27 protein-coding genes are annotated in these 23,383 nt (G+C 55.7%); 20 read left to right on the plus strand and 7 right to left on the minus strand.

Annotated elements, in window-relative coordinates; all coding sequences use genetic code 11:
• Nucleotides 1-14: 14 nt before the first annotated feature.
• Nucleotides 15-464 carry a deaminase gene (locus AC0L7R_RS14875; RefSeq protein WP_473657647.1) on the minus strand — a complete coding sequence of 150 codons (450 nt, stop codon included), beginning with the start codon at nt 462-464 and terminating at the stop codon, nt 15-17.
• 122 nt (nt 465-586) lie between these two features.
• Between AC0L7R_RS14875 and AC0L7R_RS14880 the strand changes: the two genes are divergently transcribed.
• The 12 genes from AC0L7R_RS14880 (at nt 587) to dtd (ending at nt 10,412) form a co-directional block, all read left to right on the plus strand.
• Nucleotides 587-1,399 (plus strand): pseudouridine synthase, encoded by an 813-nt coding sequence (locus AC0L7R_RS14880; RefSeq protein WP_473657648.1) that lies wholly within the window; start codon nt 587-589, stop codon nt 1,397-1,399.
• A 72-nt stretch (nt 1,400-1,471) separates the two neighbouring features.
• Nucleotides 1,472-2,293 (plus strand): TerC family protein, encoded by an 822-nt coding sequence (locus AC0L7R_RS14885; protein WP_473657650.1) that lies wholly within the window; start codon nt 1,472-1,474, stop codon nt 2,291-2,293.
• 55 nt (nt 2,294-2,348) lie between these two features.
• On the plus strand, nt 2,349-2,555 hold the full coding sequence (locus AC0L7R_RS14890; RefSeq protein ID WP_247127339.1) for a hypothetical protein: 207 nt from the start codon (nt 2,349-2,351) through the stop codon (nt 2,553-2,555).
• Nucleotides 2,555-3,427: a 5-bromo-4-chloroindolyl phosphate hydrolysis family protein gene (locus AC0L7R_RS14895; protein WP_473657652.1), complete on the plus strand. Its 873-nt coding sequence runs from the start codon at nt 2,555-2,557 to the stop codon at nt 3,425-3,427. Before AC0L7R_RS14890 ends, AC0L7R_RS14895 begins: the two co-directional genes overlap by 1 nt.
• Before the next feature lie 27 nt (nt 3,428-3,454).
• Nucleotides 3,455-4,645: a toxic anion resistance protein gene (locus AC0L7R_RS14900; RefSeq protein ID WP_247127341.1), complete on the plus strand. Its 1,191-nt coding sequence runs from the start codon at nt 3,455-3,457 to the stop codon at nt 4,643-4,645.
• Nucleotides 4,646-5,617, plus strand: coding sequence for a DUF2927 domain-containing protein (locus AC0L7R_RS14905; protein ID WP_348108412.1), 972 nt, complete (start codon nt 4,646-4,648; stop codon nt 5,615-5,617).
• Nucleotides 5,618-5,697: 80 nt separating this feature from the next.
• On the plus strand, nt 5,698-6,825 hold the full coding sequence (locus AC0L7R_RS14910) for an SPFH domain-containing protein (RefSeq protein ID WP_473657653.1): 1,128 nt from the start codon (nt 5,698-5,700) through the stop codon (nt 6,823-6,825).
• Between the two features lie 3 nt (nt 6,826-6,828).
• Nucleotides 6,829-7,254: a hypothetical protein gene (locus AC0L7R_RS14915; RefSeq protein WP_473657655.1), complete on the plus strand. Its 426-nt coding sequence runs from the start codon at nt 6,829-6,831 to the stop codon at nt 7,252-7,254.
• Between the two features lie 34 nt (nt 7,255-7,288).
• Nucleotides 7,289-7,843, plus strand: coding sequence for a cytochrome b/b6 domain-containing protein (locus AC0L7R_RS14920; protein ID WP_473657657.1), 555 nt, complete (start codon nt 7,289-7,291; stop codon nt 7,841-7,843).
• 88 nt (nt 7,844-7,931) lie between these two features.
• Entirely contained in the window at nt 7,932-9,050 is a 1,119-nt protein-coding gene (locus tag AC0L7R_RS14925; RefSeq protein ID WP_473657658.1) for a primosomal protein N' (replication factor Y) - superfamily II helicase, read from the plus strand.
• Nucleotides 9,051-9,060: 10 nt separating this feature from the next.
• Nucleotides 9,061-9,978: a PfkB family carbohydrate kinase gene (locus tag AC0L7R_RS14930; RefSeq protein ID WP_473657660.1), complete on the plus strand. Its 918-nt coding sequence runs from the start codon at nt 9,061-9,063 to the stop codon at nt 9,976-9,978.
• Nucleotides 9,975-10,412, plus strand: a complete 438-nt coding sequence (gene dtd, locus AC0L7R_RS14935; protein WP_473657661.1) for a D-aminoacyl-tRNA deacylase — start codon at nt 9,975-9,977, stop codon at nt 10,410-10,412. The genes AC0L7R_RS14930 and dtd overlap by 4 nt, the downstream gene beginning before the upstream one ends.
• Nucleotides 10,413-10,422: 10 nt before the next feature.
• On the opposite strand, the gene AC0L7R_RS14940 is transcribed toward dtd, so the two are convergent.
• From AC0L7R_RS14940 to AC0L7R_RS14950, 3 genes are read right to left on the minus strand one after another with little or no spacing between them, the layout of a single operon-like run.
• The gene (locus tag AC0L7R_RS14940) at nt 10,423-11,211 is read right to left on the minus strand and encodes a metal ABC transporter permease (protein ID WP_473657662.1); all 789 of its coding nucleotides are present in this window, start codon (nt 11,209-11,211) and stop codon (nt 10,423-10,425) included.
• Nucleotides 11,211-11,960, minus strand: coding sequence for a metal ABC transporter ATP-binding protein (locus tag AC0L7R_RS14945; protein ID WP_473657663.1), 750 nt, complete (start codon nt 11,958-11,960; stop codon nt 11,211-11,213). The genes AC0L7R_RS14940 and AC0L7R_RS14945 overlap by 1 nt, the downstream gene beginning before the upstream one ends.
• A complete protein-coding gene (locus tag AC0L7R_RS14950; protein WP_473657664.1) occupies nt 11,957-12,436 on the minus strand; it encodes a helix-turn-helix domain-containing protein in 480 nt (159 codons plus the stop codon). The genes AC0L7R_RS14945 and AC0L7R_RS14950 overlap by 4 nt, the downstream gene beginning before the upstream one ends.
• Before the next feature lie 64 nt (nt 12,437-12,500).
• Between AC0L7R_RS14950 and AC0L7R_RS14955 the strand changes: the two genes are divergently transcribed.
• Nucleotides 12,501-13,505 carry a metal ABC transporter solute-binding protein, Zn/Mn family gene (locus tag AC0L7R_RS14955; RefSeq protein WP_473657666.1) on the plus strand — a complete coding sequence of 335 codons (1,005 nt, stop codon included), beginning with the start codon at nt 12,501-12,503 and terminating at the stop codon, nt 13,503-13,505.
• On the opposite strand, the gene AC0L7R_RS14960 is transcribed toward AC0L7R_RS14955, so the two are convergent.
• The 3 genes from AC0L7R_RS14960 to AC0L7R_RS14970 are packed head-to-tail and all read right to left on the minus strand — an operon-like array spanning nt 13,502 to nt 15,743.
• Nucleotides 13,502-14,815 carry an MATE family efflux transporter gene (locus AC0L7R_RS14960; protein ID WP_473657667.1) on the minus strand — a complete coding sequence of 438 codons (1,314 nt, stop codon included), beginning with the start codon at nt 14,813-14,815 and terminating at the stop codon, nt 13,502-13,504. The two genes, AC0L7R_RS14955 and AC0L7R_RS14960, sit on opposite strands and share 4 nt — an antisense overlap.
• A complete protein-coding gene (locus AC0L7R_RS14965) occupies nt 14,815-15,306 on the minus strand; it encodes a hotdog domain-containing protein (protein ID WP_473657668.1) in 492 nt (163 codons plus the stop codon). The genes AC0L7R_RS14960 and AC0L7R_RS14965 overlap by 1 nt, the downstream gene beginning before the upstream one ends.
• Nucleotides 15,303-15,743: a hotdog fold thioesterase gene (locus AC0L7R_RS14970; RefSeq protein WP_473657669.1), complete on the minus strand. Its 441-nt coding sequence runs from the start codon at nt 15,741-15,743 to the stop codon at nt 15,303-15,305. Before AC0L7R_RS14970 ends, AC0L7R_RS14965 begins: the two co-directional genes overlap by 4 nt.
• 144 nt (nt 15,744-15,887) lie before the next feature.
• On the opposite strand from AC0L7R_RS14970, the gene AC0L7R_RS14975 reads away from it, so the two are divergent.
• The 7 genes from AC0L7R_RS14975 (at nt 15,888) to AC0L7R_RS15005 (ending at nt 23,367) form a co-directional block, all read left to right on the plus strand.
• On the plus strand, nt 15,888-16,256 hold the full coding sequence (locus AC0L7R_RS14975) for a MerR family transcriptional regulator (RefSeq protein ID WP_247127737.1): 369 nt from the start codon (nt 15,888-15,890) through the stop codon (nt 16,254-16,256).
• Nucleotides 16,257-16,635: 379 nt separating this feature from the next.
• Complete coding sequence (locus AC0L7R_RS14980; protein ID WP_473657670.1) at nt 16,636-17,037, plus strand: MerR family transcriptional regulator; 402 nt, start codon at nt 16,636-16,638, stop codon at nt 17,035-17,037.
• Between the two features lie 26 nt (nt 17,038-17,063).
• On the plus strand, nt 17,064-18,842 hold the full coding sequence (locus tag AC0L7R_RS14985; protein WP_473657672.1) for an acyl-CoA dehydrogenase C-terminal domain-containing protein: 1,779 nt from the start codon (nt 17,064-17,066) through the stop codon (nt 18,840-18,842).
• A 53-nt stretch (nt 18,843-18,895) separates the two neighbouring features.
• The gene (locus AC0L7R_RS14990) at nt 18,896-19,108 is read left to right on the plus strand and encodes a hypothetical protein (protein ID WP_348108426.1); all 213 of its coding nucleotides are present in this window, start codon (nt 18,896-18,898) and stop codon (nt 19,106-19,108) included.
• A gap of 190 nt (nt 19,109-19,298) precedes the next feature.
• Nucleotides 19,299-19,934 (plus strand): glutathione binding-like protein, encoded by a 636-nt coding sequence (locus AC0L7R_RS14995; protein WP_473657673.1) that lies wholly within the window; start codon nt 19,299-19,301, stop codon nt 19,932-19,934.
• A gap of 16 nt (nt 19,935-19,950) precedes the next feature.
• Nucleotides 19,951-21,162, plus strand: a complete 1,212-nt coding sequence (locus AC0L7R_RS15000; protein ID WP_348108428.1) for an acetyl-CoA C-acetyltransferase — start codon at nt 19,951-19,953, stop codon at nt 21,160-21,162.
• A 12-nt stretch (nt 21,163-21,174) separates the two neighbouring features.
• Nucleotides 21,175-23,367, plus strand: coding sequence for a 3-hydroxyacyl-CoA dehydrogenase NAD-binding domain-containing protein (locus AC0L7R_RS15005; RefSeq protein ID WP_473657674.1), 2,193 nt, complete (start codon nt 21,175-21,177; stop codon nt 23,365-23,367).
• The last annotated feature ends 16 nt before the right edge of the window (nt 23,368-23,383 follow it).

Genomic DNA, 23,383 nt, shown 5'->3' on the forward strand with positions numbered 1-23,383 from the left:
TGGTGTGCGAAAACCTAGCGCCTGCGAGACGCAAAGAAGGATTTGAGCAATTCCTCGGACGCGAGCGCATCAATTCCGTCATAGACTTCGGGGGCATGATGGCACTGGGCATGGGCAAAGACACGCGGACCTTGCGCCACGCCACCAGACTTTGGATCAGCCGCCCCATAGTAAAGCCGTGCGATCCGCGCATTGCTGATGGCGGCGGCACACATCGGACAGGGTTCCAAGGTCACATACAGGTCGCATTCCGTCAGGCGTTCCTGCCCTAGTTCGGTACAGGCCGCACGAATGGCAAGGACTTCGGCATGCGCTGTCGGGTCGTTGAGTTCACGGGTCCGGTTGCCGGCTTTTGCAAGCACGGCGCCCTGCCGCACGATCACGGCCCCGACCGGCACTTCGCCACGGGCAGCCGCATCTCTGGCTTCGGTCAGCGCAATATCCATGTAACTTTGAAACTTCATGCGGTGTTGTCACGCGGATGTGGTGTCTGTTGCAAGTGTCGGATGCCTCCGGCGGGGATATTTGAGGCCAAAAGAAAGGCGGACCATTGCCTAGACCGCCTGTGGTGCGTAAGGCTGCACGCATGTCAGATGATATCCCCAAGGGCGACCGGATCGCCAAAGTTTTGTCCCGTGCCGGGATTGCGTCTCGCCGTGAAGCCGAACGTATGATCGCCGATGGGCGTGTGACCGTAAACGGCAAGGTCATTGATAGCCCTGCCCTGAATATCATCGGCGGTGCGCGGATCACTGTCGACGGCAAACTTGTGGGCGAACCCGATCCGCCGCGTATTTGGCTGTATCACAAGCCCGCAGGCCTCGTGACGACCGAACGCGATGAACGCGACAGGCCCACCGTTTTTGCAAACCTGCCTGAAGATATGCCCCGCGTGATGTCCGTTGGACGGTTAGATATCAATTCCGAAGGCCTGCTTTTGTTGACCAATGATGGTGAATTGAAGCGCAAACTGGAATTGCCCAGCACAGGATGGCTACGCCGGTATCGCGTTCGGATCAAAGGGTCCGCATCAGAGGCCAGCCTTGATCGCCTGCGTGAAGGTATCAGTGTCGAAGGCGTCAATTACCAGCCAATGACCGTCACCTTTGACCGCCAACAAGGTGCCAACGCATGGCTGACCATCAGCATCCGCGAAGGCAAGAACCGCGAGATCCGCCGCGCCATGGAAGCCATCGGCGCGACCGTGAACCGTTTGATCCGCGTCAGCTATGGCCCGTTCCAATTAGGCGCACTGGCGCAAGGCGAAGTGGAAGAAGTGAAGCAGCGCGTTGTCCGCGATCAATTGGGCCTGTCCGGCAAACCAACACCGACACGCACGCGCAAACCGGTCAATCGTCCCGTAAAAGGCCGCCCTACGGGGAAAAACACAAGACGTTGAACCCTTGTGGCGGTTTACGGGTTATGCACAATATGCGTGACGCGCGCACTGCCAGAATAGGGAACGACACACGTGGCTGATCTTTTAACACTCGAGAACGCAACCAATCTCATCATGCTTTGCTTTTTGCAGGCGGTTCTGGGGTTTGATAACCTTCTTTATATTTCGATTGAAAGCCAACGCGCGCCTGTCGCCCAGCAAAAATCAGTGCGCTTTTGGGGGATTATCATCGCGGTGGCCCTGCGGGTTGTTCTGCTGTTTGTGATGATCAGCTTGATCGATGCGCTAGCCACACCGTTTTACACATTCGCATGGGAAGGCGTTCTGGAAGGTGCCGTGAACTTTGCCACATGCGTATTCGTCTTTGGCGGCGTGTTCATCATGTACACGGCGATTAAGGAAATCCGGCACATGCTGTCGGTCGAACACCTTGGCCACGATGTTGAAGGCAAATCCGGAAAATCCGCCGTTCAGGTCGTACTGCTGATCGTCATGATGAACCTGATTTTCTCGTTCGACTCGGTGCTGTCCGCCCTTGCGATCACGGACGTGTTCCCAATCTTGGCAACAGCAATTCTGCTGTCCGGCCTCGCAATGCTGCTGCTCGCCGACGGCGTAACAAAGTTTCTTGAGAAAAACCGCATGTACGAGGTGCTTGGCCTCTTTATCCTGCTGATCGTCGGTGTTGTGCTTCTTGGTGAAGCGGGTGTTGCCGCATCCCACGCGATGCATGACGATTCGATGGGGATCAAAGTCTTTGGCCAAGACATTATTCCAATGTCGAAATCCACATTCTACTTCTCTGTTGTCGTGTTGTTTGCTGTTGAAATCCTGCAATCCGGCTACGCGCGCAAGCTGAACGCAGAACGGGCAGCAAACCAGAAACATTCGTAATTTCCGAAACGGTGCTTATCTGTTGACCAACCCGAGGTAACCAACGCTGTGAACCATGATCAAACTATTGCTGCTCTTTTTATTGCTACTCCCCGCAATCATGGGTGGCTTGGTCATATGGGCGTTACTCAGGTGGTTCAACGGGGCACCACCGCAAAAAAGCATTGGGGAAACCTTGCCTGAAACGATCCGGACAATCGCATTCATCGTGCTTGTGATCTTGCTGTTTGGCGTGACCAGCGGCTTTTTGGGGGCAGCGTAATGGCGAAGAAATTTGGCGGGAAATATAGCCCGAACGGGGCGTCTTCTGGTGCGGACATCGGTAAAACACCGCCCGACCGACCAATTGAAGACAACACGAAAGGCACGACTTTGTTGTTCGTGCCCGCAATTATTCTTGTCTTCACTTCAATCAATGATGGCCCTGCGATGCTCGCAATCGCACTGCTTGGCGCAGCAACGTTGACCTTTGCCGCGTGGTTCACGCGCGAGGGGCTGAAGGCACAAGCCGAATACGACGCCCGCCGTGTTGCACGTAAACCCGCGATCCCACGCAAGATGATCGCGTCTTTGGCAACCGGTTTGGGTGTTACTTTGGCCGCATACACTGGCGATACTGGGCTGATCGGGTCCGTGATCTACGGTATTGTCGGGACAGTTCTGCATACCGTGGCCTTTGGCATTGACCCGTTGAAAGACAAGCGGATGGAAGGTGTAGATACATTCCAACAAGACCGTGTTGCCCGCGTCGTGGATCAAGCTGATGCAAGCCTTGCCGCGATGAAAGATCAAATCGCCCGTCTCGAAGACCGTGATTTGACGGCACGTGTTGCGTCTTTCGATGCGACGGCACGTAAAATGGCCCGCACCGTCGAAGAAGACCCGCGCGATCTTACACGCGCCCGAAAGTATCTGGGCGTCTATCTTGAAGGCGCGCGGGACGCGACGGTCAAGTTTGTGGACCTGTATACGCGTAAACCTGATCCGTCTGTGCGGACCGACTACATCGCGCTGCTCGACGACCTACAAGACAACTTTGCCGCCCGGACTGACAAGATGATGGAAGATGACCGGACGGATATGGATATCGAAATTAAAGTGCTGCGCGACCGATTGCAGCGTGACGGCCTGTAAAACAGGTCGCTAACCTAGGGGGACAATATGTCTGAAACGATCCGCGAAAAAGCTGCCGCAACGCTGGCTGATGTTGAAAAAGTGACAGCTGTTGTGCTGGCTGAACCGATGGGCGACCTTGTTCCGCTAGCGGCAGCTGATGCACCAACGTCAGCTGAAATCACAAAACGCATGAACGAAATCGACATCACCGAAACACAGTCGATCATTTCTTTTGGGTCCGGCGCACAGGCCGAATTGCAAGAAATTTCACAATCCATGCTGCAAGGCGTGCGCAACAAGGACGTCGGGCCAGCGGGCGACAGCCTGCGCAACATCGTATCCACGATCCGCGGTTTTTCGGTTTCTGAACTCGATGTGCGTCGTAAACGCAGCTGGTGGGAAAAACTGTTGGGCCGTGCTGCGCCAATGGCGAAATTTGTTGCGCGTTTTGAAGACGTTCAAGGCCAGATCGACGGTATTACCGAAGACCTGTTGCGCCACGAAGGCGTGCTGTTGCGCGACATCGAAAGCCTTGATGTGCTGTATGACAAGACCCTCGCATTCTACGACGAACTCGCCCTTTACATCGCGGCTGGCGAAGCGAAGCTCGAAGAACTGGATGCAACCGTGATCCCTGCCAAGGTTGCAGAAGTAGAAGCAGCCCCGGAAAACGACGCCGTAATGATGGCGCAGGAATTGCGTGATATGCGTGCGGCCCGTGACGATCTGGAACGCCGTGTGCATGACCTGAAACTGACACGTCAGGTGACAATGCAATCCTTGCCGTCGATCCGCCTTGTGCAAGAAAATGACAAGTCGCTGGTCACGAAGATCAACTCGACTTTGGTCAACACAGTGCCACTTTGGGAAACCCAACTGGCTCAGGCCGTCACTATTCAACGTTCTGCCGAAGCGGCAGAAGCTGTGCGTAGCGCGAACGACCTGACGAACGAACTGCTGACGGCCAACGCCAAGAACCTGCGCGATGCGAACAAAGTCATCCGTACCGAAATGGAACGCGGCGTGTTCGACATCAACGCAGTGAAGCAAGCGAACGCCGATCTGATCGCCACGATCAACGAAAGCTTGGAAATCGCAGACGAAGGCAAGCGCAAGCGGGCCGAAGCAGAAGCCGACATGATCAAGATGGAGAAAGAGCTGAAAGACACGCTCGCGTCTGCAAAAGCACGCGGTGACAAAACCGGTGACACTATCGGCACTGCGACAGGTGCCTAAGTGACAAACGCAAGCGGCATTATTCGCGCAGTGGGCCTTACGGGCCTGCTGACGCTTGCCGCTTGCGAAACCACACCACCCGTCACGCCAGTCCCCGACACGCCACCGGTCAGTCGTCCGGAACCCGTCGAAGAACTGGCCCCTCCCGTGATTACGGAACCAAGCGAGGCCAGCAAAGCGCTGGCGACGTATTACCGACGCCTTCAAAATGATCTGCTGACGCAAGGCCTGTTGCGCGGCGATGGGGGCGGTCCCGATACCCCGTTCACCGACACCGTTCTCGCACGTAATTTCGTGCGGATCGCTTTGTTTGACGAATACGTCACCGACGGCGATGTATTGCGTCCGCAGGCCACCCTTTCACGTTTACGCCGCTGGGATATGCCCGTGCGCATGACGATGGAATTTGGGGCCTCGGTTACGCCAGAACAACAATCCCGCGACCGCACCACTGTGGCCGCCTATGCGCAGCGACTATCGCGCGTATCTGGTCTATCGATCCTGCAAACGGACGCTGACCCAAATTTCCACGTTCTTGTGCTTGGCGAAGATGACCGCGCGACCTATCGCGATCGCCTGCGTGAAATCGTGCCGGGCATCGCCGAAAGCTCTTTGCGAGCGATCACCCAACTGCCGCGCGACCAGCTTTGCATCGTCGTCGCCTTTTCCGAAGGCGGCGGGGCCAGTTACTCCAAAGCCGTTGCGATTATCCGGTCCGAACACCCCGATCTCTTGCGCACGTCCTGTTTCCACGAAGAGCTGGCACAGGGGCTTGGCCTTGCCAACGACAGTCCACAGGCCCGCCCGTCCATTTTCAACGACGACGAAGAATTTGGGTTGCTGACGACACACGACGAATTGCTGCTGAAAATGCTCTACGATCCGCGTTTCCGCACCGGTATGTCCGCCGCCGAAGCCGCCCCGATTGCGCGGGTTATCGCCCGCGAATTACTCGATTCCGGTCCCACATAGGGTCCGTTTTTCATGACCTTGCTATGCGGCGCACCGCTGCCTAGCATATCGTTAACATCAAATACGAAAGGGCCAAGCACATGGGCATTCTCGACTTCCTCTCTGGCCAATTTATCGACGTCATCCACTGGACCGACGACACCCAAGACACGATGGTTTGGCGTTTTGAACGCGCAGGTCACGAAATCAAATACGGCGCGAAGCTGACGGTCCGCGAAGGCCAAGCCGCTGTTTTTGTACACGAAGGTCAGATGGCTGATGTGTTCACGCCGGGTCTGTACATGTTGGAAACCAACAACATGCCGATCATGACGACGTTGCAGCACTGGGATCACGGTTTCAAATCGCCGTTCAAATCCGAGATCTATTTCGTCGATACGACACGTTTCGCGAACCTGAAATGGGGCACTAAAAACCCGATCATGTTGCGTGACCCCGAATTTGGACCAACACGGATTCGCGCTTACGGCACCTATACAATGAAGGTCAGCGACCCCGCACGGTTCATGACCGAAATCGTAGGCACCGATGGCGAATTTACGGCTGACGAAATCAGCTACCAAATCCGCAATATCATCGTTCAGGAATTCAGCCGCGCGATCGCGAAATCCGGTATTCCGGTGCTTGATATGGCCGCGAATACTGGCGAAGTCGGCAAGCTGATTGCGGATGCGATCAACCCGACGATTGCGCAATACGGCATCATGCTGCCGGAACTTTACATCGAGAACATCAGCCTCCCCCCTGCCGTGGAAAAGGCACTGGATACCCGCACATCGCGTGGCATCACAGGCAATCTTGATGACCATCTGAAATATCAAGCGGCCCAAGCGATGGGGGCCGAAGGATCTGCCGCTGGTCAAGCGATGGGTATGGGCATGGGCGCAGGTCTTGGCATGAACATGGGTCAAATGTTCAATCAAGCCCCCCAAGCCGGACCATGGGGTGCGGCACCACAACAACCGGCTGCGATGGCACCTCCGCCTCCACCGCCGCCACCTGCGGAACATGTTTGGCATATTGCCGTCACGGGCGACGTCACTGGCCCGTTCTCCAAAGCTGCGATGGGCCGCAAAGTCACCGAGGGTGCGCTAACACGTGACACAATGGTCTGGACCCAAGGCCAAGACGGCTGGATGCGTGCCGAAGATGTTGCTGATCTGAACAGTATCTTCACTGTCGCACCACCGCCCCCACCCGGAGCATAATCAATGACGCCACGCATCCCGACCTTTTGTGCGATGACCGCCATTTTGGCCGGCTGCGTGGCGTCTGATGCAACGACAGATCGCCCCGAAGGGCTGTCGCCAGTCGACGTGATTGCAACGCAAGCCGACCTGACAGCACGGTTTCCGACAGCCAACGCGTTCAGCGCGCTTGCACCAAGCGGCGAAGGCGTGATTTTCGCGTTGGACGGCACCGCCACATACATCAATCCAGCCTTTAACACGCGGATTGAAAGCACAATTTCCGGTTTCGATGGCAACACGATGTGCGTCGCAGAAGCAGGCGATTGGAGCGGCATTTGCATTTCGCTGTTCCAGACCCAAGCTGGCAACAATTATTGCGAAGGCACGTTCGGCGATGGTGGCGCATTGAATTTCCCATGCACCTTGCAACCAGCCCTACCTATTTGACGAAACTATTTCGGGCACGTCACGTGCCTGAAGCATGAACAACAGCCGCGCCATATTCAGCCCAAACAAGCGGTCGCTCGTCAAAGTACTGCATGGCGTGACGATTCCACTTTTCGTCTGGTTTATGTTGGTGACGCCGGAAGACGTAAACCGGATCGGGCGTTGGGCCTTCCACGTGCATTCGTTTCTTGGGCTGATCTTCGTCAGTTTCGCCTTGTTTTGGACAGGAACATATCTAAAGCGCGGCCTTGTCGGACGCCCCGGTCCAAAACTTGGTCCGCGGGGCAAACGCACCCATCAAGTTTTGCACAAGACACTCATTTGGGGGCTATTTGGCGTCGCAGTTACTGGGTTTGGCTTGGGCGTTACGTCTGCAACGCAGTTGTGGGCAGGCAATATCGTTCCCATTGGTGTGCCACTGAACCTGCCCGAGTGGAACGATTTCATCGGTCAGGTTCACATCTACGAATTCTACATCCTTGCAGTCATTGCGATTGGTCACGCAGGATTTCACACATGGCGGCACCTGCGATTACGCGACAATGCGTTGCGGATCATGGCCCCCAAAGCCTTGCATCGGTTCCTGTGACGCCGTCCATTTTGGGTGGTCGCTGGCCCGCGTTTCCGGCTATGATCAAACCAACCGATTTAGCCGCCCCAGCAGAAGCACGCTTCACATGACCGACACTGATTTCGACACCCCAAACAGCCCGCTCCAAGAACACCGGTTCCCTTGTGATAATTGCGGGTCCGATCTGCGGTTTGATCCAGGCGATCACCGTCTCATCTGTGATCATTGCGGCAATACCGAACCATTAGAATCAGCGGCAGGCGTCGCCAGCGGGATCAAGGAACTTGATTTTAAAGACGCTGTGGCCAACGCACTGGCCGAAGAAGACATCGAAGAAACAAAGGTCATCACTTGCCCCAATTGCGGCGCGCAGACCGAATTCGATAGCGATACGCACGCTGCAGAATGTCCGTTCTGTGCGACACCCGTCGTCACGGACACTGGCACGCACCGCCACATCAAACCGCGTGGTCTTTTACCGTTTGAGCTAGACGAACCGGCGTCCCGTAAAGAACTAACGGATTGGCTGGGATCGCTATGGTTCGCGCCAAACGGGCTAACAGAATACGCTCGTAAGGGCCGGAAAATGAACGGTATTTACGTGCCTTACTGGACGTTCGATGCCGATACAAAATCCAGCTACACTGGCCAGCGCGGCACCCATTACTACGAGACCAAAACAGTCGTGCGAGATGGCAAACGAAAACAGGTTCGGGTTCGCAAAACCCGCTGGCGGGCTGCGTCTGGCCGTGTTGCGCGTTTCTTTGATGATGTGCTTGTTCTCGCGTCAAACAGCCTGCCGAAGAAATACACCGACGGTCTGGAACCTTGGGATCTATCCGCGCTTGAACCATATAAACCCGAATATCTGGCTGGTTTCAGAGCTGAAGGATATCAAGTCGAATTAACCGACGGTTTCACCGAAGCCCGCGCTTACATGGACCGCATGATCCGGCGCGACGTCAAATATGACATTGGTGGCGATGAACAGCGAATCAGCAATGTTCAAACACAAATCAGCGACGTGACCTTCAAACACATCCTGCTGCCGGTCTGGCTTGCGGCCTATAAATACAACGGGAAGACCTATCGCTTTGTCGTCAACGGCCGGACGGGCCGTGTGCAGGGCGAAAGGCCATACTCGGCTTGGAAAATCACATTTGCGGTCATTATCGGCTTGATTATCGCGGCAGGTGTGGGATTTGTTATCGCTAACAGTCAATAGGAGATAGGCGATGATCCTGTGTGCGGGCGAAGCCCTGATCGATATGCTACCGCGTGAAACATCCGCAGGGGAAGCCGCGTTCGCGCCACATGCAGGTGGCGCTGTGTTCAACACAAGCATCGCTTTGGGTCGTCTTGGCGTTCCGACGCAATTCTACTCAGGCATTTCCAACGATCTGTTCGGCGAAGTTCTGACCGGTGCGCTGGCCGCATCCAACGTCGATGCCAGCCTCGCCCATCGCTCGGACCAACCGACGACACTGGCCTTCGTGAAACTGGTGGACGGACACGCAAGCTACGCCTTCTATGACGAAAACACCGCCGGACGCATGTTGCCTTTGGATAGCCTGCCCGACACATCGGCGGACGCATTGTTCCTTGGCGGTATTTCTTTGGCTGTTGAACCATGTGCGGGAACTTACGCGGCCCTGCTGATACGCGAAGCATCCAGCAAGGTCACGATGATCGATCCGAACATCCGCCCGACGTTCATCAAGGATGAAGCCGTGTATCGTGCCCGCATCGCAGAGATGATCGGCCTCGCGGACATCATCAAACTATCCGACGAAGACCTTGATTGGATCGATCCGGAAGGCGACACAGCAGACAAAGCCCGCAAAATGGTTACCGATAACAATCTGAAATTGTTGTGCATTACCGAAGGGTCGAAAGGGGTAACCGGATACACGCCGACCCAAGAAATCTTTGTCGCCGCGAACAAGGCGACTGTCGTTGACACCGTTGGTGCTGGCGACACGTTCAACGCAGGTCTGTTGGCCAGCTTGCACAACGCGGGACTTTTGACGAAATCCGGCGTCGCCAGTCTATCAGATGATGCCGTGCGTGATGCGCTGTCCCTTGGCGCTAGAACTGCCGCGATCACAGTGTCGCGCGCTGGTGCGAACCCGCCGTGGGCCTCTGAATTGTGAGAGCCCTAATCCAACGCGTCACTGACGCACGTGTTGTTGTTGACGGCGAAACCATCGGTGAAATCGGTCACGGCTTGCTGATCCTCGTTTGTGCGATGCAGGGTGATACCGCAGCCCAGTCAGCCAAACTTGCCGCAAAGATCAGCAAGCTGCGGATCTTCACCGACGATACTGGCAAAATGAACCTGTCGCTTGCCGACACAGGCGGATCAGCTTTGATTGTCAGCCAGTTCACACTGGCAGGCGACACATCTCGCGGCAATCGTCCTGGTTTTTCGACTGCGGCACGCCCCGAAGAGGGGCGCGCGCTTTACGAGCACTTCATCGACGATGTCGCGGCTCTAGGGATCACGACGCAAACCGGATCATTCGGCGCTGATATGAAGGTCAGCCTCACCAACGATGGTCCTGTTACGTTGTGGTTGGATGTCTAGGCAAGGACCATTACGCCCGCAACCGTCCCAAAATCGTCGTCGCGGCAAAAACGCAGGCCGCCGCCACCACGATTGACGGCCCCGTTGGCGTGTCGAACATCAAGGACGCTTGCGTACCTGCAAATGCAGCCAACGTCCCAATAATGATTGACGCGACCGCCATGCCTTCAGGGGTGCGTGCCAATTGGCGTGACGCGGACGCGGGAATAATCAGCAACGCCGTTATCAACAACGCACCGACGACCTTAATGGCCACGGCTACAACCAACGACAACAGAATTGTCAGCAGCAGTTCCTGCCTGCGCGGGTCGATACCCGCCGCATAGGCCAAATCGGGGCTCAGCGTGGCCGTCAAAAGATGCGACCATTGCCACCACAGAACGCCAACCACGATAAACGCACCGCCCCAGATGATCGCAAGGTCTGTCGTTCCGACGCTAAGGACGTTCCCGAAAAGGTAAGCCGACAGGCTAAGCTTCGCACCTGACAACAATGACACGATCACAAGGCCCAGCGCCAAGGCGCTATGGGCCAGCACCCCAAGCGCCGCGTCAGCCGTCTGCCCAGCGCCAGTTAATTGCAAGAATATCAAAGCGATACAGATGGCTGTGATGATCACACCCACATAGATCGACATTGAAAACGCCAACGACAGCGCCACGCCCAAAACCGCCGCATGTGCCATCGCATCCCCGAAATAGGCCATGCGCCGCCACACGACGAAACAGCCCAAAACGCCAGTCGCGACAACAGTTCCAAGGGCAGCAAGGACCCCGCGTACCACAAAATCGTCAAGCATTATTCGGCTGCCTCATGGGTATGGTCGTGGTCATGGTCATGGTGGTGGTGATGATCGTGGTCATGCCGGTACAGCGCCAAAGCGCCCCCCGTCCCGGTTCCGAACAGTTCGCGATATGCTGGTGCCGCGCTGACAACTTCAGGCGTTCCTTCGCAACACACATGACCGTTCAGACAAATCACGCGGTCAGAGGCGCTCATCACGACGTGCAATTCGTGGCTGACCATTAAAACAGCGCAACCCAATTCTTGGCGGACCGCTTCGATCTGACGGTAGAAGCTCGCAGATCCCGGTTGATCCAACCCCTGCGTCGCCTCATCAAGCATCAGAATATCGGGGCGTCCAAGGATCGCCCGCGCAAGCAGCACCCGCTGGAATTGGCCGCCAGACAAATCCGACATCTGCCGTTTGCCGAGGTCCGAAAGACCAGCGGTTTCAAGCGCTTCACAGGCCTGCGCATCGCTGACCTTTTTCGGCAAATCCAAGAAACGGCGCACCGTCAGCGGCATTGTCTGATCGATGTGCAGCTTTTGCGGCACATAACCGATTTTGATGCCCTTGGATCGCGTGACAGTTCCCGTGCTTGGTTTCAACGCGCCAATCAAAACGCGCAATAGCGTTGATTTTCCGGACCCGTTTGGCCCCACAATCGTCACGATTTCACCCGGCACCAATGCCATGGTGACACGATCCAGAACTGTTTGGCCACCGTAGCGGACAGCAACCTTGTCAGCAGTCAAAAGTGTCATGACGGGTCCTGACAAGTTGGGCACAGACCTTCGGCCTCGATCACAGTTTGCTCGATCTGGAAACCGGCAGAGGCCGCACTTTGACCCAAGGCGCTATTACCTGCCTGCGCTTCAGCGACAGTTCCGCAACCACGACAGATCATAAATGCCGGATCGTGGGTCGTATCAGGATGCGCGCAGGCCACGAAGGCATTCAAACGTTCGATCCGGTGCACAAACCCTTGATCCACAAGGAAAGACAACGCGCGGTAGGCCACAGGTGGCTTCGCCCCAAAACCGTCTGCATCAAGCCGCGCCAAGACATCATATGCGCCAAGGGCTGCATGTGCTTCGAGCAAGATTTCAAGCGTCCGACGCCGCACCGGCGTGAACTGCACCTTCCGCGCCAGACACGCAGCATCCGCCGCTGATAACGCGGTGGCCACACAGGCACGATGGTCGTGCTTTGCGAATCCTTTGGCGGGTGTCGTTTCCATCTTGCCATCCATGTTACGTTATAACATACCACAATTTATGTTGATTCACTCAAAGAGGCAAGTCATGTCCCTACGTTCTCTCCCACTTTTGTCACTACTGGCGGCTGTCCCTGCCGCTGCTTGGGCCGATGCGCCACAAGTTATGACCGATTTTGGCCCGACCCATAGCATCGCGACGACATTGATGCAGGGCGTTGGAACTCCGGACGTCCTGCTAGCCCCCGGCGACGATCCCCACGATTTTACATTGCGTCCATCACAGGCCCGCACACTTTCCCAAGCTGATCTTGTGATTTGGGTGGGCGCATCCCTGACACCTTGGCTGGTTGATCCGCTTGAAAACCTCGCGGGTGACGCCGCGCACCTGTCACTGCTTGAAACGGAAGGATGGAACCTGCTGCCATTCCGCGATCTTGATGAGGCCATGGGCCATGATGATCATGCAGAGCACGACGATCACGCGGAACATGAAGATCATGCGGAACACCGTGATCATGATGATCACGAAGACCATGATGACCACGCGGAACATGACGATCATGATGATCATGCGGGCCATGACCATGGTGAATTTGATCCGCATGCGTGGCTCGACCCATCGGTCGTATCCGCATGGGCCGATGCAGCTGCACAAGCCTTGATCGCCCAAGACGCGGAGAACGCGGAACAATACGCCGCGAACCTTGCGGCATTCCAAACAGACCTCACAACACTCTCGGCAGAGCTGGCCGCCATTGCGACACAGATCGACGGCACACAGATCATTCTGCCGCACGACAGTTTCCAGTATTTTGAAGTCGGTGTCGGACTGACCCCTGCGGGCTTTATCTCCAACTCCGAAGACGCCGATCCTGGCCCCGGCCACCTGCGCGAGCTGCGTGAGATGGTCGAAGCGGGCGACGTAACTTGCGTGCTGCACGAATCCCCAACGGACGCGGAATGGGCTGCTGTTCTGATAGAGAACACAGCAGCACAAACGGCGATGGTCGATGCAACAGACCGCGCGGGCGTGGGTTACATCGCGATGATGACAAACCTCGCAATGACTCTGCGCGATTGCGCCAACTAAGGGTCAGCTGACGCTTCCAGTGCGGGGTATTTCATGCCCAGTGTGATGCCCCGCACCACAAAACTTAACAATAGCCCAAGCCATAAGCCGTGGTTTCCAAACGCGGCCATCAATGGAAACACACAGGCGAAATAGACCAAGGCCGAAATGATCATCATATTGCGCATGTCTTTGGTTCGTGTGGCCCCGATAAAAATACCGTCCAACATCCACGACGCGACCCCCACCAAAGGGGCTGCAATCATATAGGGCAGGAAAGTACGGCCCGCCGATTGAACCTCTGGCGCTTTGGCCATGGTGTCGATGATCGCAGGTCCGAAGATCGCAAAACAGGTTGCTAGAAGTAGTCCGGCCGCAGCCCCCCATCCAAAGGTCAAAAAGGCGGCGCGGCGCAATGCAGCACGTTTTTTGGCCCCCAAAGCTTGACCCACCAGCGATTCCGCAGCGAAGGCAAATCCGTCTTGCGCATAAGACGTGATATACAGAAACTGCAGAAGCACTTGGTTCGCGGCGAGATTCACGTCACCAAAATCAGCCCCCCAGAACAGGAAGCTGACAAAAATCGCCTGTAATAGAACGGAACGGATCATGATGTCCGTGTTCACAGCCGCCATATTTTTCAGGCGAATGCGGTCGAAGATACGTTCTGCATTACGCCATGCAGTGCCTTTGAAAGCGTCGCGGCAAAGCCATAGACCCAAAGCAAGTCCTGCCCATTCGGCAATAAACGTGGCCCAGCCAACACCAGCTACGCCCCAATCAAAGCCCAGCACGAATACCAGATCGAGGATGATGTTTGCCCCGTTCATCAACACTTGGATCGCGAGGATTGCCTTGGTGCGTTCTGACGCCACCAGCCAACCCGTAATCCCGTAAAGCGCAATAGTCGCAGGGGCGGACCACACCCGAATCGCCATATATTCACGGGCAAGGCTTTCGACTTCGGGACTGGCAGGCGACAGGTTGAACGCGCCATAAAATAGCGGGATTTGCAGCAGAACCATCGCAAACCCTGCAGTCGCGCCAATCAACAAGGCACGCGACAGCAAAGCGGCGACTTCGGGTTGGTCCCCTGCCCCATGCGCTTGGGCGGCAAGCCCCGCGGTGCCCATCCTTAGAAATCCGAAGATCCAATAGAACGCGGTTAAGATAATCGCGCCAATGCCAACTGCCCCAATTGGCGCGGCTTCGCCCATCTGCCCGACAACACCCGTATCCACAGCCCCCAAGATCGGCACGGTCGCATTAGACAGCACAATCGGGAGCGAGATTTGCAGGACCCGGCGATGCGTCAGGCTATCGGTTTTCATCAAGGTTTAGACCTGTCCGGCATCAGGAAGTGACCCGTCGCTTGGGCGAACAGTTTGGACCGGTTGTCTTGCCAGCCTTCGACGTGCACCGATGCGTAACGACGGCCGGACCGGTTCACCCGCGCACGCGCATATGCATCACGTGGCAGGCCGGATCGTAGGTAGTCAACGGTAAAGTCGATGGTCTTTGGCAGCAAAACGCGGGTCGGCACATCGGTTGTCGGGGTTTCGACATCGTCCCAGATCATTTCCCAACTCAACTGGATGATTGCCGTAATCTCAAGAAACGCAGCTGTCACGCCGCCATGGATCGCAGGAAGCATGGGATTGCCGATATGATCTTCTTTGAACGGCAAAACCGCAGTCAATTCGTCACCGCGGCGATCGAACTGCACTCCGAGAAACTGAATGTAGGGCACATCGGCCAGAAGGTTCTGAAGGGCAGCATCGCGCCTTTGTTTGACGACCTGCACGGGTTCTGGCTTTTTCATGTCGCCACCTTTTTCACTTGTGGGACGGTGAACGCACCAGTCGCAGTCGCCACTGGGCGATCTTTATCGTCATCCGTGGCAACAGCGCGTACAAAGGCCACATTGCGGGTGACATGATAACATGTGGCTGTCGTGGTGATCGACTGTCCGGGCGTCGCAGAGCGCATATAATCGATGCGTAGATCCAGCGTGGCAGTGGGTACACCTGCATTCGGGTGACACATAACGGCTGTGCCACAACACGTATCCATCAATGCAGAAACCGCACCACCATGGATCACGCCTGTTTCAGGATCGCCAATAAGGCGTTCGTCGTAGGGCATGGAAATCACCGCTTCGCCATCACCGGAATGTTCCACATGCATCGCGAGCGCTTTGGCGTGGGGCATGTTTTGTATGAACGATGCAACCATTGTTGCTTGCTCGTCTGGTGTCATCTGGTGACCCTCGCAATTGGTATTGCCCCACACCTGACATTCTCGGACGCTTACGAAAAGCTGTTTCTTGGCATCCCCAATGAAGGGCGATTGGCACGTTGCCTTGGATTTAGTGCGCGCTATACTAGCGTCATGGAGAACGAAATGTCTGAGCCCCGCCTGTCCTTTAAAGAAATGTGTGCCAAGTTCGATGTGACCCCACGGACCTTGCGCTACTACGAGTACATCGAACTACTTAGCCCCGAAAAAGAGGGCCGTTCTCGTTTCTATGGCAGCAAAGAGCTTGCACGCATGACTTTGATCTTGCGTGGCCGCCGTTTCGGGTTCGCGTTGGAAGACATTCGCCAGTGGCTGCAAATCTACGAAAACGAAGGTACGCAAGCGCAGATGGAAACGTGGGTCAAACTGGCCGACAAACAGTTGGTTGAACTGGACGAACAGCGCAAACAGCTGGATGACACGATGACCGAATTGAAGCGTTTGCGCGATCTGACAGCCAAAAACGTCGGGTGACCTAGGGTCAATTTTTATCACGGACCCGCATGGGCCCCGTGATCAGGCCCGTCGTGCGGATATCAGGATGCGATACAAATTCTTCACACGCATTGCCTGAATTTTTGACGCTTCGTGAAACCGCAGACATCGCAAAGCCCTTATTCTTAGACGAATCCGGTATGGAAATCCTTACCCGCTTTCCCGTCTGAGGGGAAAACCAACTTTCCCTTCCCTCTTATTAAATTACGCGTGACCTAGGGTGACTTTTGCTGACCTTTCGTCAGGCGCAAAATGACGCCACGTTCCGTTTACGTTAACGTCAACAAAGCTTGTAAGGTTCGAGTCGACGGCGCACCTCGGCTGCACAACGAACAACATGCAGCCCAAGGATTGCACAATGACAACTGAAACAATGACCATTCGCGACATGTGCGCGAAATACGACGTAACCCCCCGCACTTTGCGGTTTTATGAACAGAAAGAACTTTTGTTTCCTATGCGTGACGGCCAGCGCCGGATGTTCACAAAGCGTGATCAAGCCCGCCTCAAATTGATCCTCCGCGGTAAGCGGTTCGGGTTCAGCCTAGAGGAAATCAGGCAGCTGCTGGACATGTACCACATGGGCGACAGCCAACAGGCACAGCTCGCGAAAACATACGAACTGGCCAAAACGCACCTCGCCGACATGATCGCCCAGCGCGATGAACTGAATGTCGCCATCGAGGAGCTGAAGACACAAATGGAATGGGGCGCACAGCGCCTTAAGGATTTGGCAAACGGCAAGATCGCCGCTGCCTAAGAGTTGATACCGGAGGAGACCCGCACATGCCGATCTACAATAGCCCTACAAAAGACATGCAGTTTGTGTTGCACAATCTGCTGAACGTCAGCGCCCAAGACGTCCCGGGCTACGACGATCTTGATGCGGAATTCACAAGCGCCGTGCTTGAAGAAGCCGGAAAAGTCGCAACCGACGTATTGCTGCCGCTGAACGCGGTTGGCGACACCGAAGGATGCGTGCTTGAGAATGGCATCGTGCGGACACCAACCGGTTTCGACGAGGCCTTTAAGGTCATGAAAGAAGGCGGTTGGACCGCAATGGATTGCGATCCGGAATATGGCGGCCAAGGTTTGCCCTATGTGATGAACTCTGCGGCACAAGAAGCATTCGTGTCCGCCAACATGGCCTTCAACATGTACCAAGGCCTGACACACGGTGCCTATTCCGCGATCCACGCCCACGGCACGGACGCGCAGAAGCAAAAATGGCTGCCGAAGATGGTCACATGTGAATGGACCGGCACCATGAACCTGACAGAACCGCATTGCGGGACTGACTTGGGTCTGATGCGGACCAAGGCCGTGCCACAGGACGACGGGTCTTATAAGGTTTCTGGTCAGAAGATCTTTATCTCTGCCGGTGATCACGATCTTGCTGACAACATCGTCCACCTCGTCTTGGCAAAAATCCCGGGTGGCCCTGAAGGCATCAAAGGCGTGTCCCTGTTTATCGTTCCAAAGGTTATGGTCGATGATGAAGGCAACCTTGGTGATCGCAACGGCGTGTCCGTTGGCAAGATCGAAGAAAAGATGGGCATCCACGGCAATTCCACCTGCGTGATGAACTACGACGAAGCGACCGGTTACCTTTTGGGCGAAGAGCACAAAGGTATGCGCGCGATGTTCACAATGATGAACGAAGCGCGTCTGGGTGTGGGCCTGCAGGGCTATGCGCAAGCCGAAATCGCGTACCAGAACGCCGTGTTCTACGCGAACGACCGTCTGCAAGGTCGTGCCGTGACTGGCGTTGAGTACCCTGAAAAAGCTGCTGATCCGCTGATCGTGCATCCTGACATCCGTCGTAACCTGATGGACCAGAAAAGCTTTGTTGAAGGGGCGCGTGCCTTCACGATGTGGGGCGCAAGCCTGATCGACCGTGCGCACAAGAACGACGACAAAGACGCGGACGGCCTGATTTCATTGATGACGCCAGTGCTGAAAGGTTTCTTGACCGACAAAGGCTTTGAATACGCAACAGCTGCACAGCAAGTTTACGGCGGCCACGGCTACATCGAAGAATGGGGCATGTCCCAGTTCGCCCGTGATGCACGGATCGCGATGATCTACGAAGGTGCAAACGGCGTGCAAGCGCTTGATCTTGTTGGCCGTAAACTGGCGCAAGACGGCGGCAAGCACGTGATGGCGTTCTTTGACATGGTGAAGAACTTCATCAAAGAAAACGATGGCGACGAAGCGCTGAAAGCTGACTTCCTTGAGCCACTGAAAGCGGCATCCAAGGACATGCAGGCTGCGGGTATGTATTTCATGCAGAATGGCATGAAGAACCCGAACAACGCGCTGTCAGGGTCTTACGACTTTATGCACCTGATGGGTCACGTTTGCCTTGGCTTGATGTGGGCACGCATGGCGAAAGCCGCGCAAGAAGCGCTGGATGCTGGCGACACCGATGTAGACTTCCTGAACACGAAAATCGCGACCGGGAAATACTACATGGCACGTCAATTGCCTGCGACGGCAATGCACCTCGCGCGGATCAACACCGGCGCGGACACTGTGATGGCACTGGACGCCGCACAGTTCTAACGACACGATGGAAGGCGGGCTTTGCGGCCCGCCTTTCCCCAAGGAGGAGTGTCATGCCCAAACGATTTCGCCTCACACGTCGGTTTCCTGTCGGAATGACAGAAGACGGGTATCGGAGGTTGACCCGCTTTGCGGATGATGCGGGATTGGAAAAAGGGGAGGCTTTGAGTTTTGTGTTCGAAAACTTCGATGCGTTGATGGACGACGACAATCTGCGAAGCAGATTGCGGCAGTTCACGACAACATTGGAGCATCGCAAGCGGTGACGTCGCATTTTCGAGTTGTTTTGGGCAGATGAAACAGCAACGGTGCAGCTTCATCCCATTCGGCTACTCGCACAAAGGCGACTAATCAGCATGGGCCGTTAATTGGACGCAGCGTTCTGCTTTCATCTGTCCAAGAACAACTCAAATCTCTGTCCTATGATCTGGACGCACCCTCGAAAGGGACCACACCATGACAATGACCTTGCACTGCTTCGGCGAAAGCGGAAATGCTTACAAAGCGGCTTTAACACTAGAGCTCGCAGGTGCTGACTGGACACCAAAGTTTGTTGATTTCTTCAACGGTGAAGGCCGGTCCGACGCGTTCCTCGACTTAAACGTCATGGGCGAGGTTCCAGTGCTGGAAGATGGTGATATGGTCCTGACCCAGTCCGGCGTGATCCAAGATTATGTCTCATCAAAGACTGGCAAATTAGGCGGCAAATCGGCTGCGGAACGCCGCGAAGTGCTGCGCTGGATGTTCTTTGACAACCATAAGGTATCCGGCGTTGCTGGTAACCTGCGGTTCTTGATGAATTTTATGCCAGAAGACCGCCGCAACGCTGATGTGATCGCCTTTCAAGCTGCCCGCCTTAAGTCCGCATTGAAGGTTGTCGAAACGCAATTGGGCCGTACTGCATGGCTGGCTGCCGACGACATCACAATCGCTGACATCGCCGTCGCCGGATACTTGTTTTACCCAGAACCGTTCACATTTGACCGTAAAGATTACCCCAATATCGGCCGCTGGATGGACGCAATCGCCGCCCAACCCGGTTGGAAACACCCATACGACTTGATGCCCGGCTCACCTGCCGATCGCACCTAAATACCCGGAGGAAACTATGACCGAAGCCTATATCTATGATGCTGTCCGCACCCCGCGCGGCAAGGGCCGCAAGGACGGCAGCTTGCACGAAGTGACGTCAGCCCGCCTGTCTGCAGGCGTGATGAACGCACTGAAAGACCGCAATGGTCTGGAAGGTCACGCCGTAGAGGACGTGATTTGGGGCAACGCCACACAGGTTGCCGAACAAGGTGGCTGTTTGGCCCGTACTGCAGTGCTGGCTTCGGACCTGGATCAATCGATCCCCGGTCTGTCGATCAACCGCTTCTGCGCTTCTGGCATGGAAGCTGTGAACCTTGCTGCGAACCAAATTCGCGGCGGGTCCGGTCAGGCTTATATCGCAGGCGGCGTCGAAATGATGAGCCGCGTTGCCATGGGGTCAGACGGTGCAGCCATCGCTGTTGATCCGTCTATCGCAATGGATCAATACTTTGTTCCGCAGGGTATTTCGGCTGATATCATCGCCACCGAATATGGGTTTACACGCGAACAGGCCGACCAACTGGCTGTTGAATCCCAGAACCGCGCTGCGGCTGCATGGGCGGACAACCGGTTTGCGAAATCTATCGTGCCTGTCAAAGACCAGAACGGTCTGACCATTCTGGACCACGACGAATACATTCGTCCGGGCACAGATATGGACGCATTGGCCAAGCTGAACCCAGCGTTCCAGATGATGGGCGAACAGATGCCTGGCTTCGATAAAGTCGCGCTGATGAAGTACCCGCATCTTGAGAAGATTAACCACATCCACCACGCTGGTAACTCTTCCGGTATCGTGGACGGCGCTGCTGGCCTGTTGATCGGGTCCAAAGAATACGGTGAGGCGATGGGCATCAAGCCACGCGCGATCATCAAGCACACCGCCAAGATCGGCCTTGATCCGACAATCATGCTGACTGGTCCGGTTCCTGTAACTGAGAAGATTCTCAAAGACAGCGGCATGGCGATTTCCGACCTCGACCTGTTCGAAGTGAACGAAGCCTTTGCATCCGTTGTCCTGCGCTTCATGCAGCGTTTCGATGTCGATCCATCCCTCGTGAACGTCAACGGCGGCTCTATCGCCATGGGTCACCCGCTGGGCGCCACAGGTGCGATCATCATCGGCACATTGCTGGACGAACTGGAACGCACTGGCAAAGGCACTGGCCTTGCCACCCTCTGCATCGCATCCGGTATGGGTGTCGCAACAATCATCGAACGCGTGTAAGGAGCCACCGATATGACTGATTTTACTATGAAAATCGATGCCGACGGTGTTGCAACCATCACTTGGGATGTCGCTGGAAAATCCATGAACGTCCTCAGCCTGCAAGGGTGGGAAGATCTCGAATCTTGCATTGACATGGCGTTGGCAGATGATGCTGTGAAAGGCATCGTTATCACGTCTGGCAAGGATACATTTGCCGGGGGCATGGACCTGAATATCATTGCCAAGATGAAGGCCAGCGCGGGCGACAACCCTGCCAAAGGCCTGATGGACGGCCTGATGAAATCCCATGGCATCCTGCGCAAGATCGAACGTGCGGGCATGGACCCAAAAACCAACAAAGGCGGCAAACCGATTGCTGCCGCCCTGCCCGGCACCGCCTTGGGCATCGGTTTGGAGATTCCGCTGGCGTGTCACCGGATTTTTGCTGCGGACAACCCCAAAGCCAAGATCGGTCTACCAGAAATCATGGTCGGCATTTTCCCCGGTATGGGCGGTACGACCCGTCTGGTGCGCAAACTCGGTGCGATGGCGGCCTCGCCGTTGTTGCTTGAGGGCAAATTGAACAACCCGCAAAAGGCCAAGGCCGCTGGTGTGATCGATGAAGTCGTGGACGCTGACGAAGTTGTGGCCAAGGCCAAAGAATGGGTTTTGTCAGAACCTAAGATCGTAAAACCATGGGACGAAAAGGGCTACAAAATGCCCGGCGGCGCGCCGTACCACCCTGCTGGTTTCATGACATTCGTCGGTGCATCCGCGATGGTGAACGGCAAGACGCAAGGTGTCTACCCTGCTGCGAAAGCGCTGCTTTCCGCCGTTTATGAAGGTGCGATGGTACCTTTTGATACGGCCATTAAGATCGAGGCCCGCTGGTTTACCTCTGTCTTGCTGAATCCATCCTCCGAGGCGATGATCCGGTCACTGTTCATCAACAAAGAAGCGCTAGAAAAGGGTGCGAACCGTCCTGACGTGGCAGACCAGAAGGTGTCCCAAGTTGGCATCATCGGCGCTGGCATGATGGGTGCGGGCATCGCGCTCGTCTCTGCTTTGGCGGGGATCAAGGTCGTGCTGATCGACGCGAAACAGGAAGCTGCGGACAAGGGTAAAGACTACACTGCCGCCTACATGGACAAAGGCATCGCCCGCAAAAAGGCGACACCTGAAAAGAAAGAAGCAATCCTTGGCCTGATCAACGCGACGACTGACTACGACGCGCTGAAAGGTTGTGATCTGATCGTAGAAGCCGTGTTCGAAGACGTCAGCGTGAAGGCTGACGTGACTGCCAAGGTACAGGCCGTGACTGGTCCTGACTGCATCTTTGCGACTAACACATCGACGCTGCCGATCACTGAACTCGCAAAGGCATCAAACGACGCTGAAAAGTTCATCGGCATCCACTTCTTCAGCCCTGTGGACAAGATGATGCTCGTTGAGATCATCAAAGGTGCGCAGACTGGTGATGTGGCCGTGGCCAAGGCGCTCGATTTCGTGCGTCAAATCCGCAAAACACCTATCGTTGTAAACGATGAACGGTTCTTCTATGCGAACCGCTGCATCATTCCATACATCAACGAAGGTATCCGGATGGTAAAGGAAGGTGTCGAACCTGCCCTGATCGAAAACGCCGCGAAACTGGTTGGTATGCCGCTTGGTCCGCTCCAGTTGACCGACGAAACGTCCATCGACCTCGGCGTGAAAATTGCGAAAGCGACAAAAGCCGCGATGGGCGATGCCTACGACGACGCGCAGGACGAAGTGTTGTTCTGGATGTTCGACGAAGGCCGTCTTGGCCGCAAATCTAACAGCGGTTTCTATGCTTACGACGACAAAGGCAAACGCCAAGGTCTGTGGGAAGGTCTTTCCGCCAAATACCCAGCAGCCGACGAACAGCCTGATCTGATCGACGTACAGCACCGCCTGTTGTTCGCTCAGACGTTGGAAGCGGTCCGCGCGCTGGAAGAAAACGTGCTGGAAGACATCCGCGAAGGCGATGTTGGCGCGATCCTTGGTTGGGGTTTTGCACCTTGGTCGGGCGGCCCGTTCAGCTGGCTTGATATCATCGGCACGCCTTACGCGGCAGAACGCTGTGATCAACTGGCGGAAACATACGGTGAGCGTTTCAAAACACCTGCCCTACTGCGCGAAATGGCTGACAAGACCCAGTCGTTCTACGGTCGGTTCGGGACCAAAGCGAACGCTGCTTAAGCTAACCAAATCATCG

It is taken from the genome of Yoonia sp. D2-7 (assembly GCF_055809435.1).

Coding starts and splice junctions, on each gene's coding strand:
- AC0L7R_RS14980 (WP_473657670.1), top strand. CDS start 16,636: ATGACAACTGAAACAATGACCATTCGCGACATGTGCGCGAAATACGAC.
- AC0L7R_RS14895 (WP_473657652.1), top strand. CDS start 2,555: ATGGCGAAGAAATTTGGCGGGAAATATAGCCCGAACGGGGCGTCTTCT.
- AC0L7R_RS14990 (WP_348108426.1), top strand. CDS start 18,896: ATGCCCAAACGATTTCGCCTCACACGTCGGTTTCCTGTCGGAATGACA.
- AC0L7R_RS14975 (WP_247127737.1), top strand. CDS start 15,888: ATGTCTGAGCCCCGCCTGTCCTTTAAAGAAATGTGTGCCAAGTTCGAT.
- AC0L7R_RS14920 (WP_473657657.1), top strand. CDS start 7,289: ATGAACAACAGCCGCGCCATATTCAGCCCAAACAAGCGGTCGCTCGTC.
- AC0L7R_RS14985 (WP_473657672.1), top strand. CDS start 17,064: ATGCCGATCTACAATAGCCCTACAAAAGACATGCAGTTTGTGTTGCAC.
- AC0L7R_RS14910 (WP_473657653.1), top strand. CDS start 5,698: ATGGGCATTCTCGACTTCCTCTCTGGCCAATTTATCGACGTCATCCAC.
- AC0L7R_RS15000 (WP_348108428.1), top strand. CDS start 19,951: ATGACCGAAGCCTATATCTATGATGCTGTCCGCACCCCGCGCGGCAAG.
- AC0L7R_RS14930 (WP_473657660.1), top strand. CDS start 9,061: ATGATCCTGTGTGCGGGCGAAGCCCTGATCGATATGCTACCGCGTGAA.
- AC0L7R_RS14945 (WP_473657663.1), bottom strand. CDS start 11,960: ATGACACTTTTGACTGCTGACAAGGTTGCTGTCCGCTACGGTGGCCAA.
- AC0L7R_RS14875 (WP_473657647.1), bottom strand. CDS start 464: ATGAAGTTTCAAAGTTACATGGATATTGCGCTGACCGAAGCCAGAGAT.
- AC0L7R_RS14950 (WP_473657664.1), bottom strand. CDS start 12,436: ATGGAAACGACACCCGCCAAAGGATTCGCAAAGCACGACCATCGTGCC.
- AC0L7R_RS14880 (WP_473657648.1), top strand. CDS start 587: ATGTCAGATGATATCCCCAAGGGCGACCGGATCGCCAAAGTTTTGTCC.
- AC0L7R_RS14970 (WP_473657669.1), bottom strand. CDS start 15,743: ATGACACCAGACGAGCAAGCAACAATGGTTGCATCGTTCATACAAAAC.
- AC0L7R_RS14940 (WP_473657662.1), bottom strand. CDS start 11,211: ATGCTTGACGATTTTGTGGTACGCGGGGTCCTTGCTGCCCTTGGAACT.
- AC0L7R_RS14965 (WP_473657668.1), bottom strand. CDS start 15,306: ATGAAAAAGCCAGAACCCGTGCAGGTCGTCAAACAAAGGCGCGATGCT.
- AC0L7R_RS15005 (WP_473657674.1), top strand. CDS start 21,175: ATGACTGATTTTACTATGAAAATCGATGCCGACGGTGTTGCAACCATC.
- AC0L7R_RS14915 (WP_473657655.1), top strand. CDS start 6,829: ATGACGCCACGCATCCCGACCTTTTGTGCGATGACCGCCATTTTGGCC.
- AC0L7R_RS14925 (WP_473657658.1), top strand. CDS start 7,932: ATGACCGACACTGATTTCGACACCCCAAACAGCCCGCTCCAAGAACAC.
- AC0L7R_RS14995 (WP_473657673.1), top strand. CDS start 19,299: ATGACAATGACCTTGCACTGCTTCGGCGAAAGCGGAAATGCTTACAAA.
- AC0L7R_RS14955 (WP_473657666.1), top strand. CDS start 12,501: ATGTCCCTACGTTCTCTCCCACTTTTGTCACTACTGGCGGCTGTCCCT.
- AC0L7R_RS14960 (WP_473657667.1), bottom strand. CDS start 14,815: ATGAAAACCGATAGCCTGACGCATCGCCGGGTCCTGCAAATCTCGCTC.
- AC0L7R_RS14900 (WP_247127341.1), top strand. CDS start 3,455: ATGTCTGAAACGATCCGCGAAAAAGCTGCCGCAACGCTGGCTGATGTT.
- AC0L7R_RS14890 (WP_247127339.1), top strand. CDS start 2,349: ATGATCAAACTATTGCTGCTCTTTTTATTGCTACTCCCCGCAATCATG.